The 14,131-nt window shown below is 49.1% G+C and carries 13 protein-coding genes and 1 pseudogene; 10 read left to right on the forward strand and 4 right to left on the reverse strand.

Features of this window, described 5'->3' with window-relative positions; all coding sequences use genetic code 11:
• Positions 1 to 167: 167 nt before the first annotated feature.
• The 10 genes and pseudogenes from MTP36_RS01960 to MTP36_RS02005 all read left to right on the forward strand — a co-directional run bounded on the left by MTP36_RS01960 (position 168) and on the right by MTP36_RS02005 (position 8,633).
• Complete coding sequence (locus tag MTP36_RS01960; protein ID WP_002576404.1) at positions 168 to 383, forward strand: Maff2 family mobile element protein; 216 nt, start codon at positions 168 to 170, stop codon at positions 381 to 383.
• A gap of 184 nt (positions 384 to 567) precedes the next feature.
• The gene (locus MTP36_RS01965) at positions 568 to 783 is read left to right on the forward strand and encodes a Maff2 family mobile element protein (protein WP_002576404.1); all 216 of its coding nucleotides are present in this window, start codon (positions 568 to 570) and stop codon (positions 781 to 783) included.
• 306 nt (positions 784 to 1,089) lie between these two features.
• Positions 1,090 to 1,956: a VirB6/TrbL-like conjugal transfer protein, CD1112 family gene (locus MTP36_RS01970; protein WP_005929916.1), complete on the forward strand. Its 867-nt coding sequence runs from the start codon at positions 1,090 to 1,092 to the stop codon at positions 1,954 to 1,956.
• 17 nt (positions 1,957 to 1,973) lie between these two features.
• Complete coding sequence (locus MTP36_RS01975; protein WP_002576402.1) at positions 1,974 to 2,366, forward strand: PrgI family protein; 393 nt, start codon at positions 1,974 to 1,976, stop codon at positions 2,364 to 2,366.
• Positions 2,367 to 2,385: 19 nt separating this feature from the next.
• Positions 2,386 to 4,773, forward strand: a complete 2,388-nt coding sequence (locus tag MTP36_RS01980) for a VirB4-like conjugal transfer ATPase, CD1110 family (RefSeq protein ID WP_144166873.1) — start codon at positions 2,386 to 2,388, stop codon at positions 4,771 to 4,773.
• 3 nt (positions 4,774 to 4,776) lie between these two features.
• The gene (locus MTP36_RS01985; protein WP_173892826.1) at positions 4,777 to 6,546 is read left to right on the forward strand and encodes a C40 family peptidase; all 1,770 of its coding nucleotides are present in this window, start codon (positions 4,777 to 4,779) and stop codon (positions 6,544 to 6,546) included.
• 35 nt (positions 6,547 to 6,581) lie between these two features.
• On the forward strand, positions 6,582 to 6,833 hold the full coding sequence (locus MTP36_RS01990) for a DUF4315 family protein (protein WP_117963957.1): 252 nt from the start codon (positions 6,582 to 6,584) through the stop codon (positions 6,831 to 6,833).
• Positions 6,830 to 7,993, forward strand: a complete 1,164-nt coding sequence (locus MTP36_RS01995) for a CD1107 family mobile element protein (protein WP_173892824.1) — start codon at positions 6,830 to 6,832, stop codon at positions 7,991 to 7,993. Before MTP36_RS01990 ends, MTP36_RS01995 begins: the two co-directional genes overlap by 4 nt.
• Before the next feature lie 108 nt (positions 7,994 to 8,101).
• Positions 8,102 to 8,425, forward strand: a pseudogene (locus tag MTP36_RS02000) (toprim domain-containing protein); the annotation flags it as partial.
• Between the two features lie 79 nt (positions 8,426 to 8,504).
• Positions 8,505 to 8,633: a DUF6061 family protein gene (locus tag MTP36_RS02005; RefSeq protein ID WP_227612017.1), complete on the forward strand. Its 129-nt coding sequence runs from the start codon at positions 8,505 to 8,507 to the stop codon at positions 8,631 to 8,633.
• Positions 8,634 to 8,855: 222 nt separating this feature from the next.
• On the opposite strand, the gene MTP36_RS02010 is transcribed toward MTP36_RS02005, so the two are convergent.
• The 4 genes from MTP36_RS02010 to MTP36_RS02025 form a co-directional block, all read right to left on the reverse strand.
• The gene (locus MTP36_RS02010) at positions 8,856 to 11,348 is read right to left on the reverse strand and encodes an ABC transporter permease (RefSeq protein ID WP_138276949.1); all 2,493 of its coding nucleotides are present in this window, start codon (positions 11,346 to 11,348) and stop codon (positions 8,856 to 8,858) included.
• Positions 11,349 to 11,365: 17 nt separating this feature from the next.
• Positions 11,366 to 12,031 carry an ABC transporter ATP-binding protein gene (locus MTP36_RS02015; RefSeq protein WP_015536575.1) on the reverse strand — a complete coding sequence of 222 codons (666 nt, stop codon included), beginning with the start codon at positions 12,029 to 12,031 and terminating at the stop codon, positions 11,366 to 11,368.
• A gap of 182 nt (positions 12,032 to 12,213) precedes the next feature.
• Positions 12,214 to 13,245, reverse strand: coding sequence for a sensor histidine kinase (locus tag MTP36_RS02020; RefSeq protein ID WP_055192238.1), 1,032 nt, complete (start codon positions 13,243 to 13,245; stop codon positions 12,214 to 12,216).
• Positions 13,242 to 13,934 carry a response regulator transcription factor gene (locus MTP36_RS02025; RefSeq protein WP_007890426.1) on the reverse strand — a complete coding sequence of 231 codons (693 nt, stop codon included), beginning with the start codon at positions 13,932 to 13,934 and terminating at the stop codon, positions 13,242 to 13,244. The genes MTP36_RS02020 and MTP36_RS02025 overlap by 4 nt, the downstream gene beginning before the upstream one ends.
• Between the last annotated feature and the right edge of the window lie 197 nt (positions 13,935 to 14,131).

Consider the following 14,131-nt stretch of genomic DNA (forward strand, 5'->3'; position numbering starts at 1 on the left):
GCAACAGAATAAGAAGAGGCGGCGAGCTGCCGCCTCTTTACATAGCCAGGTTTCTGATTGGGATTGGAGACTTGGCTATATGTTTGCCCATTTGCAGGTGCACATGCAGATGGAAAATCACTATTCATCAGCCCATAAGGGCGCAACGTACAAGGAGGTACACATTTATGGCATTTTTCAACAGCGCAGTAACCGTTCTTCAGACCCTCGTTATCGCACTGGGTGCCGGCCTCGGCATCTGGGGAGCGATCAACCTGCTGGAGGGTTACGGCAACGACAACCCTGGTGCCAAGTCTCAGGGCATGAAGCAGCTGATGGCTGGCGGCGGCGTGGCACTGATCGGCACGACTCTGGTGCCGCTGCTTTCTGGACTTTTTGGTTAAACAGAAAGTATACGATGTTGGAATTCTGATGAGGGCGGCGGTGAGCCGCCCTTTTTACATAGCCAGGTTTCTGATGGAAATTGGAGACCTGGCTATATGTTTGCCCATTTGCAGGTGCACATGCAAGGGGGCATTCACTATTTATCAGCCCATAAGGGCGCATCGTACAAGGAGGTACACATTTATGGCATTTTTCAACAGCGCAGTAACCGTTCTTCAGACCCTCGTCATCGCACTGGGTGCCGGTCTCGGCATCTGGGGAGCCATCAACCTGCTGGAAGGCTACGGCAACGACAACCCTGGTGCCAAGTCTCAGGGCATGAAGCAGCTGATGGCTGGCGGCGGCGTGGCACTGATCGGTACGACTCTGGTGCCGCTGCTTTCCGGTCTGTTCGGTTAAGCAAAAGCTGTCGGAGCGAAGATTCCGGCCGGGCGGCGAAAGCTGCCTGTTACATAGTCAGGTGCAGGCAATATCCGCAGCTGGCTATTTTCTGCGCTCTCTGGCAGGTGCACATGTTGGAAGTATGGCGCAGAACCGCAGTTTAGAATCGCACCGGCGGATAGGCCGGACAAGTTACAGGAGGACAAATCTATGGCGTTTCTTACTACAACTGCATCGGCACTGTCTCTTTTCTCTCAGCTGTTCATGCTTCTGTCCCGGATGGCGAAGCTGTTCGGCGTGTTTGCGTAAGGAAGGAGGCGGCTCATGCAGAGTATCCTTGAACAGATCACAGATTGGCTCAAGAGCATGATCATCAGCGGTATCATGGGAAATCTTTCAGGGATGTTCGATTCGGTCAACCAGCAGGTTGGACAGATCGCAGGCGATGTGGGAACCACACCGGCGAACTTTTCACCTGCTGTTTTTTCTATGATCCGCAACATCTCGGAATCCGTGATCCTGCCCATTGCCGGAATGGTGCTGACTTTCATCGCCTGTTATGAGCTGATCCAGATGCTCATTGAGCATAACAATCTGGCAAATTTCGAGACATGGACATTTTTCAAATGGGTCTTTAAGACCTTTCTGGCAGTGACCCTGATCTCGAACACATTCAATATCACGATGGCTGTCTTTGATGTGGCGCAGCAAGTGATCTCCCGAAGCGGCGGGCTGATTTCCGGCAGTACGTCCGTCAGCGATGCGACCCTGACAGCAATGCAGGCCACGCTGGAAGGAATGGACTTAGGACCGCTGCTGGGACTGTATTTGCAGACCTTTGTGGTTCAGGTCACGATGCTGGCGTTGTCGGCTATCATCTTTGTCATCGTGTATGGCCGAATGGTGGAAATATATCTCATGGTGAGCCTTGCGCCGATTCCGTTCGCAACCTTTGGAAACCATGAGCAGAGCCATACCGGTCAAAACTATCTGCGCTCCCTGTTTGCACTGGGATTCCAGGGCTTTCTTATCATGATCTGTGTAGGCATCTATGCAGTTCTGATTCAGAACCTGTCCTTTTCGGATAACATCATCAGCAGCATTTGGGGCGTTTTGGGCTATACGGTTTTGCTGGCATTTACGCTGTTTAAGACGGGAAGCCTCGCGAAATCCGTGTTTGCAGCGCACTAAGAGAGGAGGAATGATTCATGGCATCTTATATTTCTGTGCCGCGAGACCTTTCAAAGGTCAAGACCAAGGTCTTTATGAACCTGACCAAACGGCAGATTCTCTGCTTCGGAGCCGGTGCGCTGATTGGCGTTCCGGTTTTCTTTTTGCTCAAATCCAGCGGAAATCTGAGCCTTGCTGCACTTGGCATGATGGCAGTGATGCTGCCGCTCTTCTTTCTTGCCATGTACGAGAAAGACGGTCAGCCGCTGGAAGTGGTGGCAAAGCATTTCTATGAGGCGAAGTTCAAGAGGCCGAAAACGCGGCCTTACAAAACGAAAAATTACTATGCACTGCTGGTTCAGCAGGCAGACGTGGAAATGGAGGTAAATCGCATTGTTCAAAATTCTCGAAAAGCTGACAGCGAAGAATAAAAAGCAGGATGACATCCGAATGCCGTCTCATCTGTCAGCCGCAGAGCAAAAACAGGTGCAGACGGTGATTGATCGTGCAAGGGGTGACCGCACGGTTCCGCATTCGGCACAGGAGAGCATTCCTTTTCAGCGGATGTTCCCGGACGGTATTTGCCGTGTGACGGACAATTACTACACCAAAACCATTCAGTTTCAGGACATCAATTACCAGCTGGCGCAGCAGGAAGATCAGACGGCTATCTTTGAGGAATGGTGCAGCTTCCTGAACTTCTTTGATTCCAGCATCCGCTTTGAGCTTTCTTTTATGAATATGGCTACGGATGCCTCGAATTTTGAGAAGATGGTGCGCATCCCGTACCAGAAGGATCATTTCAATCCGGTGCGCACGGAGTACAGCACCATGCTCCGCCGTCAGCTTGCCCAGGGCAACAACGGCCTGACCAAGACGAAGTACCTGACGTTTGGCATTGAGGCGGAATCCATGAAGCAGGCAAAGCCGAGGCTCATTCACATCGAGATCGACCTGATGAACAACTTCAAACGCTTGGGTGTCCGGGCAAAATTGCTGAACGGCAAGGAACGGCTTCATTTGATGCACGATATGTTCCACATGGGTGACCATGACCGATTCAATTTCGATTGGAAGTGGCTGCCGGAGAGCGGACTGTCGGTAAAGGACTTTATTGCACCGACCGGTTTTGCCTTTCCGAAGAACCGTGTTTTTCAGATGGGTGGGATGTATGGTTCCATGTCTTATCTCCAGATTACGGCTTCCGACCTGTCGGATCAGCTGCTGAAGGACTTTCTGGATATGGAATCCAGCCAGATTGTAACCATGCACATTCAGTCGGTAGACCAGAACAAAGCAATAAAGTCCATTAAGCACACCATCACGGAGCTGGATCGTTCCAAGATTGAGGAACAGAAGAAAGCTGTCCGTTCCGGATACGATATGGACATCATTCCGTCAGATTTGGCAACTTACGGCAAGGACGCAAAGGCACTGCTGAAGGAATTGCAGAGTCAGAATGAGCGTATGTTCCTGCTGACCTTTCTGGTGATGAACACCGGCGAGACGGAGCAGGAGCTGGAGACCAACGTGTTTCAGGCTTCCAGCATTGCACAGAAGTACAACTGCAACCTGCGCCGTTTGGACTTCCAGCAGGAGCAGGGGCTGATGAGCTGCCTGCCGTTGGCACAGAACCTGATTGAGATTCAGCGCAGCATGACGACCAGCAGCACGGCAATTTTCGTGCCGTTTACCACCCAGGAACTGTTTCAGACCGGGAAAGAAGCTCTGTACTATGGGCTGAATGCTCTGTCCAACAACCTGATTATGGTTGACCGGAAAAAGCTCAAGAATCCCAACGGGCTGATTCTGGGTACCCCCGGTTCCGGTAAATCCTTCTCTGCCAAGAGAGAAATCGCCAATGCGTTCCTGGTGACGGATGACGATGTAATCGTGTGCGATCCCGAAGCTGAGTACACAGCACTGGTGCAGAAATTTGAGGGGCAGGTCATTAAGATCAGCCCTTCCAGCACACAGTATATCAACCCGATGGACATCAATGCGAATTATTCGGAAGAGGATAATCCGATTGCCCTGAAAGCAGATTTCATCCTGTCCCTGTGTGAGCTGATCGTGGGCGGCAAAGAAGGCTTGCAACCGGTAGAAAAGACGGTCATCGACCGCTGTGTTCATCAGATTTACCAGACCTATTTTGAACATCCGGTGCCGGAGAATATGCCGGTGTTGCAGGATTTGTACGAAGCTCTGCTTCGGCAGGATGAAAAGGAAGCACACCATGTGGCAACAGCACTGGAAATCTATGTGACCGGTTCGCTGAACCTGTTTAACCACCGCACCAATGTAGATATCAATAACCGGCTGGTCTGCTATGACATCAAGGAGCTGGGCAAGCAGCTGAAAAAGATCGGTATGCTGGTGGTGCAGGATCAGGTCTGGGGGCGTGTGACTGCCAACCGTAATGCCGGTAAAGCCACCCGCTACTATATGGACGAGTTCCATCTGCTTTTGAAAGAAGAGCAGACAGCGGCCTACAGCGTGGAAATCTGGAAGCGATTCCGTAAATGGGGCGGTATTCCCACCGGCATCACCCAGAACGTAAAAGATCTGCTTTCTTCCCGCGAAGTGACGAACATTTTTGAGAACAGCGACTTCATTTATATGCTGAATCAGGCAGCCGGTGACCGTCAGATTCTGGCGGATCAGCTGAATATCAGCCCACACCAGCTGTCCTATGTGACCCACTCTGGTGAAGGCGAAGGGTTGCTGTTCTACGGAAATGTGATTTTGCCGTTCGTTGATCGTTTCCCGACCGATCTGGAACTGTACCGGATTATGACGACCAAATTAACCGAAGTTAAGGAAGCAAAGGAGGCGTAAGCAATGTCTGGCAAGAAAAATCCGAATCTCGGAGACAAGCTGCGGCAGGAGCGCCAAGGTGCGGAGAACACCCTTCGCGATTCCAGAAACAAAGCCGCCGATAGCAGTACGGGAGACAGCAGCAAGAAAAAAGCGGAACACCGCAGGCAGATTCGTCACGAGGCCGATCTTGCTAAGCTGCGCAGCAAGAAGCTGAAATCGGAGCAGGAGATAAAGGCGAAGAAGAATGCGGCCGCTTCCGGGAAAAAGGGCGCAAAGCCAAAGAAACCGGTGAATCTTGCGGCAGATGCACTTTCAGCCAAAGCGCATCAGAGTGTGCGCAATGCCGACCAGGATAATAATTCCGGCGTGGAGGCAGCGCATTTTACCGAAGGTTCAGCGGAAGGAGCAGCCCGCGCTGGTTCCCGGTTCCAGTATGGTCGAAAGCTGCGGCAGTACAAAAAGCTGGAGCGGTTGGAGAAAAAGGCAGATAAAGATGCCGTAGATTCCATCTTTACGGAACGCATGAAGTCTGATCCGCAGGCTGCCTCCAATTTCTTTTCCCGATGGCGGCAGAAGCAGGCCATTAAAAAAGAGTATGCCGCTGCGAAGGCAGGTGCGGCCGCTACGGAGAACACAGCAGCTGGCACAGCCAAAGCTGCGCAGGGTACTGCCAGTATAACGGAAAAGGCATTTCAGTTTGTGCAGAGCCACTCGCATATCATCATCGGTATCGCAGCCGTGGGACTGCTTGTTTTGGTGATTGCCGGGTCGGTTTCGTCATGCTCCGTCTTGATCAATGGCGGCGGCAATGTGGTGCTGGGGACTTCCTACACGGCAGAAGATGAAGATTTGAAAGGCGTGGAGACGGATTATACCAAGTTGGAAGATAAACTTCGCAAACAAATCGACCGCATTGAAACCGACCATCCGGGCTATGACGAGTATCGCTACAATCTGGCAGAGATCGGACACAATCCCTATGAGCTTGCATCTCTGCTGACCGTAGAATTTGAAAACTACACGAGAAGCCAGGTGCAGGCGCGGCTCCAGAGTATTTTTGATGCACAGTATGAGCTGAAGTTGGAGGAAAAGGTGGAAATCCGGACGAGGAAAGAAACCCGTGTGGGTTATAGTTACAATCCGATCACCGGAACCGGACACACCTACACCTATCAGGTGACGGTACAGTATGAGTATAAAATCCTCAATGTAACGCTGCTCAATCGGGGTGTGGACTATGTTGCCAGAAATTCCGGTCTTACAGATGACCAGCTGCAACGCTACGAAGTCACATTGGAGTGCCGGGGCAATCGGGATGATCTGTTTGCAGGCATCGCCTTTGCAACGCCGGACGGCGCGGGTTCCAGCGGAGAATATCAGGATTACGACATTCCGGGCGAAGCTCTGACGGATGAAAAATTCCGGAAGATGATTACCGAAGCAGAGAAATATCTCGGTTATCCCTATGTCTGGGGCGGCAGCTCGCCGAGTACCAGCTTTGACTGCTCCGGCTTTGTAAGCTGGGTCATCAACCACTGCGGAAATGGCTGGAATGTAGGCAGGCAGACGGCCAACGGTCTGATGGGAAAATGCGACATTATCCCGAAAAGTGAGGCAAAGCCCGGAGACCTGATTTTCTTCCAGAAAACCTATAACACCAGCGGAGCATCCCATGTGGGCATTTATGTCGGCAACGGGATGATGATCCACTGCGGCAACCCAATTTCCTATGCTTCCATTGAGACGAACTACTGGCGGCAGCACTACTACTGCATGGGAAGAATTCGATAAAAATAGGGCGTTTATTCGCCCGGAAAGGAAACGATATGAGCTTGAAACTGGAAAAGATTGCTGCGGAGCGTGAGAAAGCCCGCAGAAAACGCGATGAGTGGGAGGAGCGCAGAAAGGAATGGGACAGAAAGTACCACGAGCAGGAAAACAGCGAAATCTGTGAAATGGTACATGCCCAGAGCCTGACCCCGGAACAGCTGGCAGTCATCATTCAGATGGCGCAGGCTGCGGTTCCCAACCCGGAAAACATGAAACTGGACGAGAAAGAAACGGAGGATATGGAATGAAAAAGATGATGGCAATGCTGCTTGCCAGCGTGATGGTGGCAGGAACCTTTGCGACTACTGCGTTTGCCTATACGGGCGATGATGTGCAGAAGAACACATCTGTCAATACCGCTGCGCAGGAAGCGGATGCAGCAGAAAGCGCAAATGCAGGGAAAACGGACAATACCGACAGCATCGAAATCGACCCGGACATGCAGGTGCTGCCGGATGGCTATGAGGTCTCTACGGATGCGGATGGGAACCTGATCGTTACGGTGGGCGGTAAGGAATACAACATCGGCAGCGAAAAGTCCCAAAAGCAGATGGGTACGGTGGTGCCGGGTATCACCAGCCTGCATTTCCGTTCCGGTCCCGGCATGGATCAGGAGATTATCGGATATCTGCATTCCGGTGATACGGTGGAGATTGTCGAAAAATGCGGTGACTGGTATAAGGTGAACTTCAACGGCAAAACCGGGTATGCACATGGAAAGTACCTGAATGTCACGGATTCCGCAAAAGACAGCAGCATGTTCAGTGAAGATGCTCTGAAGCTGTTTCTGGATCTGATGCAGGGCGGAATGTCATCCGAGGATGAGAAGGAATCCAGTGCAGCTTTGACTCCGGAAGGTAATATGACGCTGGTGGACGATATCGGTGAGGAAGAAGATAAATCCAGCCAGCAGTTCATCACGCTGGTGACAAAGGCGGGCAACACCTTCTATCTGATTATCGACCGCGATAAAGACGGCAACCAGAATGTGCATTTCCTGAATATGGTGGATGAGGCCGATTTGCTTGCGCTGATGGATGAAGAGGAAGCCGCCAAGTATCAGGAGAAGAAACCGGAAGTCACGGAACCTGCGGAAACCGAAAAGCCGCAGGAGACGGAGCCTGCACCGGAAGAGCAGAAAACAGAGAGCGAGCAGAAGAAAGCGTCTCCGCTTCCGATGATTATGCTGCTTCTGTTTGTGATTGGTGCAGCCGGTGTCGGCGGTTATCTCTATATCAAGATGAAGGGCGTAAAGCCTGCATCCAAGAAAAATCAACCTGACCCGGATGCGGATTATCACGATGAGGATGAAGATGCGCTCCAGCTGCCGGAGGATGATGGTGACGAGGATGAAGAAGTGGATGTCAACGAGGATTATGAAGCGGAATCGGATGATGAACCTGTCTAATTAACACTGTGTTGACCTGAGGGGCGGCTGAGAAGCCGTCCCTTTTACATAGCAGTCATGTACTTCGGTGCCTGGCTGCTAATTTTTATGCGAAAGGAGCAGTATCGAATGAAGCTTGTATTAGCGGAAAAGCCCTCGGTTGCCATGAGTCTCTCGAAGGTGATCGGGGCAAATCAGCGCGGGGATGGTTATATGGAGGGCAATGGCTACCTTGTCAGCTGGTGTGTGGGGCATCTGGTGGAACTTTCTCAGCCGGAAGCCTATGATGAAAAATATGCTAAGTGGAGATATGATGATCTTCCGATATTGCCGGAACATTGGCAGTATCAGGTATCTGCCAGCACGAAAAAGCAGTTTGGAATCCTGAAAAAGCTCATGCAGCGGAAAGATGTGGAGAGCTTGGTCTGTGCAACCGATGCAGGACAGTGCGGTTGGGTGACTTAAGAGAAAGGAAAAAGAGACCTCATCTCGTTGAAAATCAAATCCAAAAATCATTTAAGGAGCAATTCAAATGAAACGAAATCAGTATTTCGACCATAATCACTCTCAAAAAGCGCTTTCCTGCCGCTACAACATGGACACCAACCGGGTGGAAGCCCAATTTAATGATGGCACTATCGTCAATTTCGCATTATTGTAATAACAGATTGCTTCTTCCATGAATGGTAATATTATCATCAAACTTTTGGAAGAACTATAAATGTCCGAGGTGCCTTTGATTTCGACAGAAAAACAGGCTGAATTGTTACAAAGCTCGGACATTTCAAAAGAATTTTTTGAAAAATACTAAAGAAGCGGAGCAGCTAAAATCTGCTCCGCTTCGATATGATTGATCTAAGGATGTTTTGCTATTTGATTAAACTCACTCTGTCAACCGCAATCGCTCCACAACTGGAAGGTTAACGTCAGTTTTGTAGACCCATATAGGCACAATAAGGCAGATTAGCAACACCAGTCCAGACACCAGCACCAGTGGGATAAATGGATAGGAGAAAACAGCATAATAGGCCACTTTACTAAAAATCATATATAGCAAGATGAAGATTGCTGTTCCAATGGTGACAGCAAGGGAAAGGGAAACGCCCCAATAATAGAAACCTTCCATAAATAGCATTCGTTTGATTTGTCGCTTTGTCATTCCAATGCTTTCAAGAACAGCTAATTCATAGCGCCGAGTATTTACATTGACAACCATTGTATTGACAAAGTTCATGACACCAACAAGCAGCAGGATCACGGACAACCCTGTTCCTAAAACCTTTGCTGTAATGAGATATTCCTGCATTTCTTCTCGCCGTTCATATCGGGATATAATATCAATGTTAGCTTGTGATGCGGTGATTTGCTTTAATTCTTGCAGTATACTTTCGTCATGTTGACCATCCGTATCAAAGGCCACGCGGAACACTCTATATTGCGGAAAGAGTTCTTTCAAAGCTGTTTGACTAATATACAAATCAGGAGCCGTCCCTCTCTCATTGCCTCCTCCTGCTCGAAACCCTTCATTCAAATAACCGTTCGCTACAATAAAGGAATGCTGTCCGTTCTGCGTCTGGATTGTTATTTCCTGCCCTGGCTGAATAAGGCCTTCTACTGTTTTGGACAGCAGCACAACCTTTCCTTGTTCAAAGGCAGACGTGTCAATAGGCAAGTTTAAGGTTTTATTGATTTCTTCCAAATATGCACTGTCAATTCCAAAAACCCCGCTAAAAAAGTTTTGCTGATAATTTTCTAATTTTGCCGGATCAGAAAAATCAATGCCGTTTACTCCGTCTAATGACGCAAGAAACTCGTGAAATACAGCATCGTCATATACAACATCTGCTGCTACTTGAGGATAAGGTGCATAGGTCAACCTCAAATTCTCAATGCCGTCAAGCTGACCAATCTCTGAAACCATTTCGCTGGAAATTAAATCTTCTCTTTCGTGGATACTATATGTGAGTGCAAAATCGCTTACTCCCCATTGGCTCACATAATTCTCCGGGCTTAAACCATGTAATAGCCCTGTGACGACAAGGAACAAGGAAAGGCCGAAAAAAAGCGATGCAAAAACAAGGGTTGTACTCTTAGCATTACGAAAGACATTGTTCCATGCCATTCTGGACAACTTCATTTTGCTACAATTTCTGGCGCTGCTCTTTGTGCTGGCTGCTGTATATTGGAGTGCTGCTATTGGTGAAACACTTCCGGCAATTTTGGCGGGCTTCATGCTTGCAATCATAACGGTAATGAACGTAAATATGGCCGCTCCTATGAAAATAAACGGCGAAAAAGATACTTTTGTTCCCACATCAGAATTTGTTGAATACATCATATTCAGAAAGTAAGGAACAATGCCAAAGGAAACAGCCGCACCAAGTAACAGACCAATCGGAATACCAATACAAGAGATTCTGATTGCCTGCTTATAGATAATTCTCTTTATCTGCCTTTGGGTCGTTCCAATCGTTTTAAGACGGCCATAGAATTGCACATCTTTTACGACAGAGACATAAAGAATATTATAAATCAGCAGATAGCCGCTAAAGGATATAAAAACTGCTAAAATTATTACAGCTAAAATAATAGTTCCACCATTTGCCTGTTCTAATGGTGCAATTTCAAATGTTTGCCCTTCTGTAAAGTCAATCTCACGCCGCAATCTTTCACAGTTTTTGTCAGCATTATCATTGCCTTGAAAACGGATCATTGCCGTAACACTATTATCCAGTGATACATTTAAGCTATCCTTAAAAGCGGATGAAACATAAACATAACCACGATTATTTGTGCGCATTGGAATGTAGTCCGTATAGTAGCCCGACAGCAAAAAGGTGTCTGAGACATAATTATAGCTATCGCCAATTTGGTACGACAACACAATCTCCATCCCTATTTGCGGATCAGAAATGCCCATCTGTTCAAGCACCCATGTAGGTAGCATAATTTCGTTTTTACTTGATGGGTAATTTCCTACAACACCTGATATAGTAGGAAGACGGTGGTGTTCCCACTCGGTATCATCTATCCAAACTATACCTAATCTCGCATTTTGCAGTTGCTCTGTATCAACACTGCCTAAACGCTGCTGTATACCTACGTCAAGGACAAGGTTTGATTTTGAAATGTCAACCAACTGATTTTCTGTTACATTTGTGATTCCGACATCAGCGGTAGTTCCCATTAACCGAATTTGTTGCATTTGGTAGGTTTCAAAGTAACTAAAACCAATACTGAATGTCGCAGTTATCATAAATGCAGTTAGCACAAGAGCAATGATTGCAAATAAATTACGCTGCCGTTCATGGTGCAAACTGCGCTTTGCCAGTTTCTTTTCAATGTTACTGGTATCATTTTCAAAAGGCCATGTCATAGTCTGCCACCCCCTACTTATTCCACAATTTTGCCGTCCTCAATGCGGACAATCCGATCTGCAAGACGGGCAATATCGTTGTTGTGGGTAATCATCACAACGGTTTGCCGGAACTCCGCACTGGTGCGCTTGATAAGCCCCAGCACCTCAGTGCTGGTCTTGCTGTCAAGATTGCCGGTCGGTTCGTCCGCCAGCACGATAGCCGGTTTGGTAATCAAGGCGCGGGCGATAGCCACACGCTGCTGCTGTCCGCCGGATAGATTGTTCGGCATATTTTTCAGTTTATCTTCCAGCCCCAGTAGGTGAACAATTTCGTCCAAAAACTTCTGATCCACCGTGTCCCCGTCCAACTCCACCGGCAGGACAATGTTCTCATACACATTCAGGATGGGAACAAGGTTATAGTTCTGGAAGATAAAGCCGATGTTGCGGCGGCGAAAGATGGTAAGCTGCTCGTCGTTCTTCTTTGCCAGTTCTTCGCCTCGGACAATCACGGTTCCGCTGGTGGGAGTGTCCAACCCGCCCATCATGTGAAGCAGGGTGGACTTGCCGCTACCAGAGGTTCCCACAACAGCCACAAACTCGCCGTCCTCCACGGAGAAATTTACGCCGTCAAGGGCGCGGGTAATGTTCGGTTCTGTACCGTAATACTTTTTCAGGTCAATCGTCTGTAAAACGCTCATATTCAAAACTCCTTTCAAGGCTTCCTACCTGTTGATAAGTGTATTGTAAAACCCAAATGTCCGCGAAATGTTACAGCGGCTAAAAAAATTCATTGAAAATTGAGGTGAAATGTTACAACGCTCGGACATTTCATTTTATCTCTGCACTTCGGGCCAACTTGACCCGAAGCAGAAAGTTTCTCTCAACGCAAGGGAAGCATAATGGAAAATTCCGAACCCTTGCCCGGCTCCGAAACCACTTTGATATAGCCACCCTGCCGCGTTACGATCTCGCGGGCCAGATACAGGCCAATGCCCACACCCTGCTGTTCGTGTACTTCTTCCTCACGATAAAAGCGCTGGAAGATAGCGGCCTGATTGCTTTCGGAAATGCCCTTGCCAGTGTCGGTCACTTTGATTTCCACATACATTTCCCACAGCACCACAGACACAGCGATTTTCCCGCCTGCCGGGGTGTACTTCACCGCATTGTCCAGCAGGTTAAAGAGGGCTTCCGATGTCCACTTGCTGTCATGGGAAACGGTCAAATCCTCCGGGCAGTCCACGGACACGGCGATTTCCTTTTTCTCCGCTGCATACACGATCCCACTCATGGCCTGTGCCACGGTATCAAAGAGGCGGCCCGGTTTCTTGTCCAACTGGATCACGCCTGTTTCCAGACGGGAGGTTTTCACAAGGGCCTGAAAGAGAAAGTCCAGCTTATCCGTCTGGCTGCGGATTCCCCGGATAAAGTCGGTGCGCTCTGCCTCGGCCATAGGCTTTTCCAGCAGGGTGTCCGTCGCCATTTTCAGATTGCTTACCGGCGTTTTCACCTGATGGGAAATATCCGATACAAGGGTCTGTAACTCCTGCCGTTCCTCGTCCACCCGGCGGCGGTTCTCCTGCATGATCTGGTAAAGCCTTGCCAGCCGGTGTCCGATTCTGGCAAGCTGGGTTTCGCTGTCCTCTGGCCGCTGGGGCGCTTCATTTCCGGCAATCATGTGGTCTAAGGTCTGGCACAGGTCAGCGGTAAACTGTGATAACCGTTTTCCAAACGCCTGCGTCAGTACAAAAATCCCTACAAGGGCGCACAACAGCAGCGCCCCGCCCGTCAGCAGCACCGCCGTCTGTTTTGTCACAAGAAAAAGGGCTATGGTGATCCCGGACATGGAGAGGGCAAACCCTATTGCCACCCGGCCAAACAGCCGCTTTACCGAGAGGTTTTGAAATTTCATTTTGCCTCGCCTCCCGTCCATTGATAGCCCATGCCGTAAACGGTCTTGATGTAGGGCGCGCCGCCGTCGGATTCAATCTTGCTGCGAATCCGGCTGATAGAAGTTGTCAGGGTGTGTTCGTCTACAAACCTTTCGTCTATATCCCACAGCTTTTCCAAAAGCTGCCCACGGGTCAGCACTTGCCGGGGATTTTTGCGGAACAGGTTCAGCATTTTGTACTCCATCGGGGATAGGGTCAGGGGCTTGCCATTTAAGGAAGCCGTCTGTTCCGAGAAGTCCAGAAACAGCCGCCCGTCGTCGTAAATGTCCTTGGCCGGTTTGTGGTGTTCCAGCATGGCGAACATGGCTTTGATTTTCCGCTGCAAGGCCCCGATCACAAAGGGCTTTGTGATGTAATCCACCGCGCCCACCTCATAGCCCCGTATCTGGTCGCTCTCCTGATCGTTGGCGGTCAGGAAAATCACGATGGTATCCGGGTGCTGGGGCTTTATCAGCTTGCACAGTTCAAAACCGTTCCCGTCCGGCAGGTTGATGTCCAGCAGCACTAAATTAAATTCCCGCTGGCGGATGGCTTCGGCTGCGGTTCTGGCATTTAGGGCAGAAGTCACGCCGTAGCCGTCTGCGGTCAGGTTATAGGCCAACATCTTATTCAAAAAACTGTCGTCCTCGACAATTAAAATCTGCTTCATATCCTCACTTCCTTTGCTTTTTGCAGATAGTATAACAGGCAAATGTCCGTGAAATGTTACAAGGACAAATATATTTATCATTTTACAGCTTTTTTATGTGTACTGCAATTTTATAAAAGAAAGGACAGCAGTATCATCAAATTGCTGTCCTTGCGGTTTATTATAGCTGGTAGTGTATAAGCGTGGGTTCATCATAT

Source organism: Faecalibacterium sp. I4-1-79, from assembly GCF_023347235.1.
Classification (GTDB): Bacteria; Bacillota; Clostridia; order Oscillospirales; family Ruminococcaceae; genus Faecalibacterium; species Faecalibacterium tardum.

Coding starts and splice junctions, on each gene's coding strand:
- MTP36_RS01960 (WP_002576404.1), top strand. CDS start 168: ATGGCATTTTTCAACAGCGCAGTAACCGTTCTTCAGACCCTCGTTATC.
- MTP36_RS01965 (WP_002576404.1), top strand. CDS start 568: ATGGCATTTTTCAACAGCGCAGTAACCGTTCTTCAGACCCTCGTCATC.
- MTP36_RS01970 (WP_005929916.1), top strand. CDS start 1,090: ATGCAGAGTATCCTTGAACAGATCACAGATTGGCTCAAGAGCATGATC.
- MTP36_RS01975 (WP_002576402.1), top strand. CDS start 1,974: ATGGCATCTTATATTTCTGTGCCGCGAGACCTTTCAAAGGTCAAGACC.
- MTP36_RS01980 (WP_144166873.1), top strand. CDS start 2,386: ATGCCGTCTCATCTGTCAGCCGCAGAGCAAAAACAGGTGCAGACGGTG.
- MTP36_RS01985 (WP_173892826.1), top strand. CDS start 4,777: ATGTCTGGCAAGAAAAATCCGAATCTCGGAGACAAGCTGCGGCAGGAG.
- MTP36_RS01990 (WP_117963957.1), top strand. CDS start 6,582: ATGAGCTTGAAACTGGAAAAGATTGCTGCGGAGCGTGAGAAAGCCCGC.
- MTP36_RS01995 (WP_173892824.1), top strand. CDS start 6,830: ATGAAAAAGATGATGGCAATGCTGCTTGCCAGCGTGATGGTGGCAGGA.
- MTP36_RS02005 (WP_227612017.1), top strand. CDS start 8,505: ATGAAACGAAATCAGTATTTCGACCATAATCACTCTCAAAAAGCGCTT.
- MTP36_RS02010 (WP_138276949.1), bottom strand. CDS start 11,348: ATGACATGGCCTTTTGAAAATGATACCAGTAACATTGAAAAGAAACTG.
- MTP36_RS02015 (WP_015536575.1), bottom strand. CDS start 12,031: ATGAGCGTTTTACAGACGATTGACCTGAAAAAGTATTACGGTACAGAA.
- MTP36_RS02020 (WP_055192238.1), bottom strand. CDS start 13,245: ATGAAATTTCAAAACCTCTCGGTAAAGCGGCTGTTTGGCCGGGTGGCA.
- MTP36_RS02025 (WP_007890426.1), bottom strand. CDS start 13,934: ATGAAGCAGATTTTAATTGTCGAGGACGACAGTTTTTTGAATAAGATG.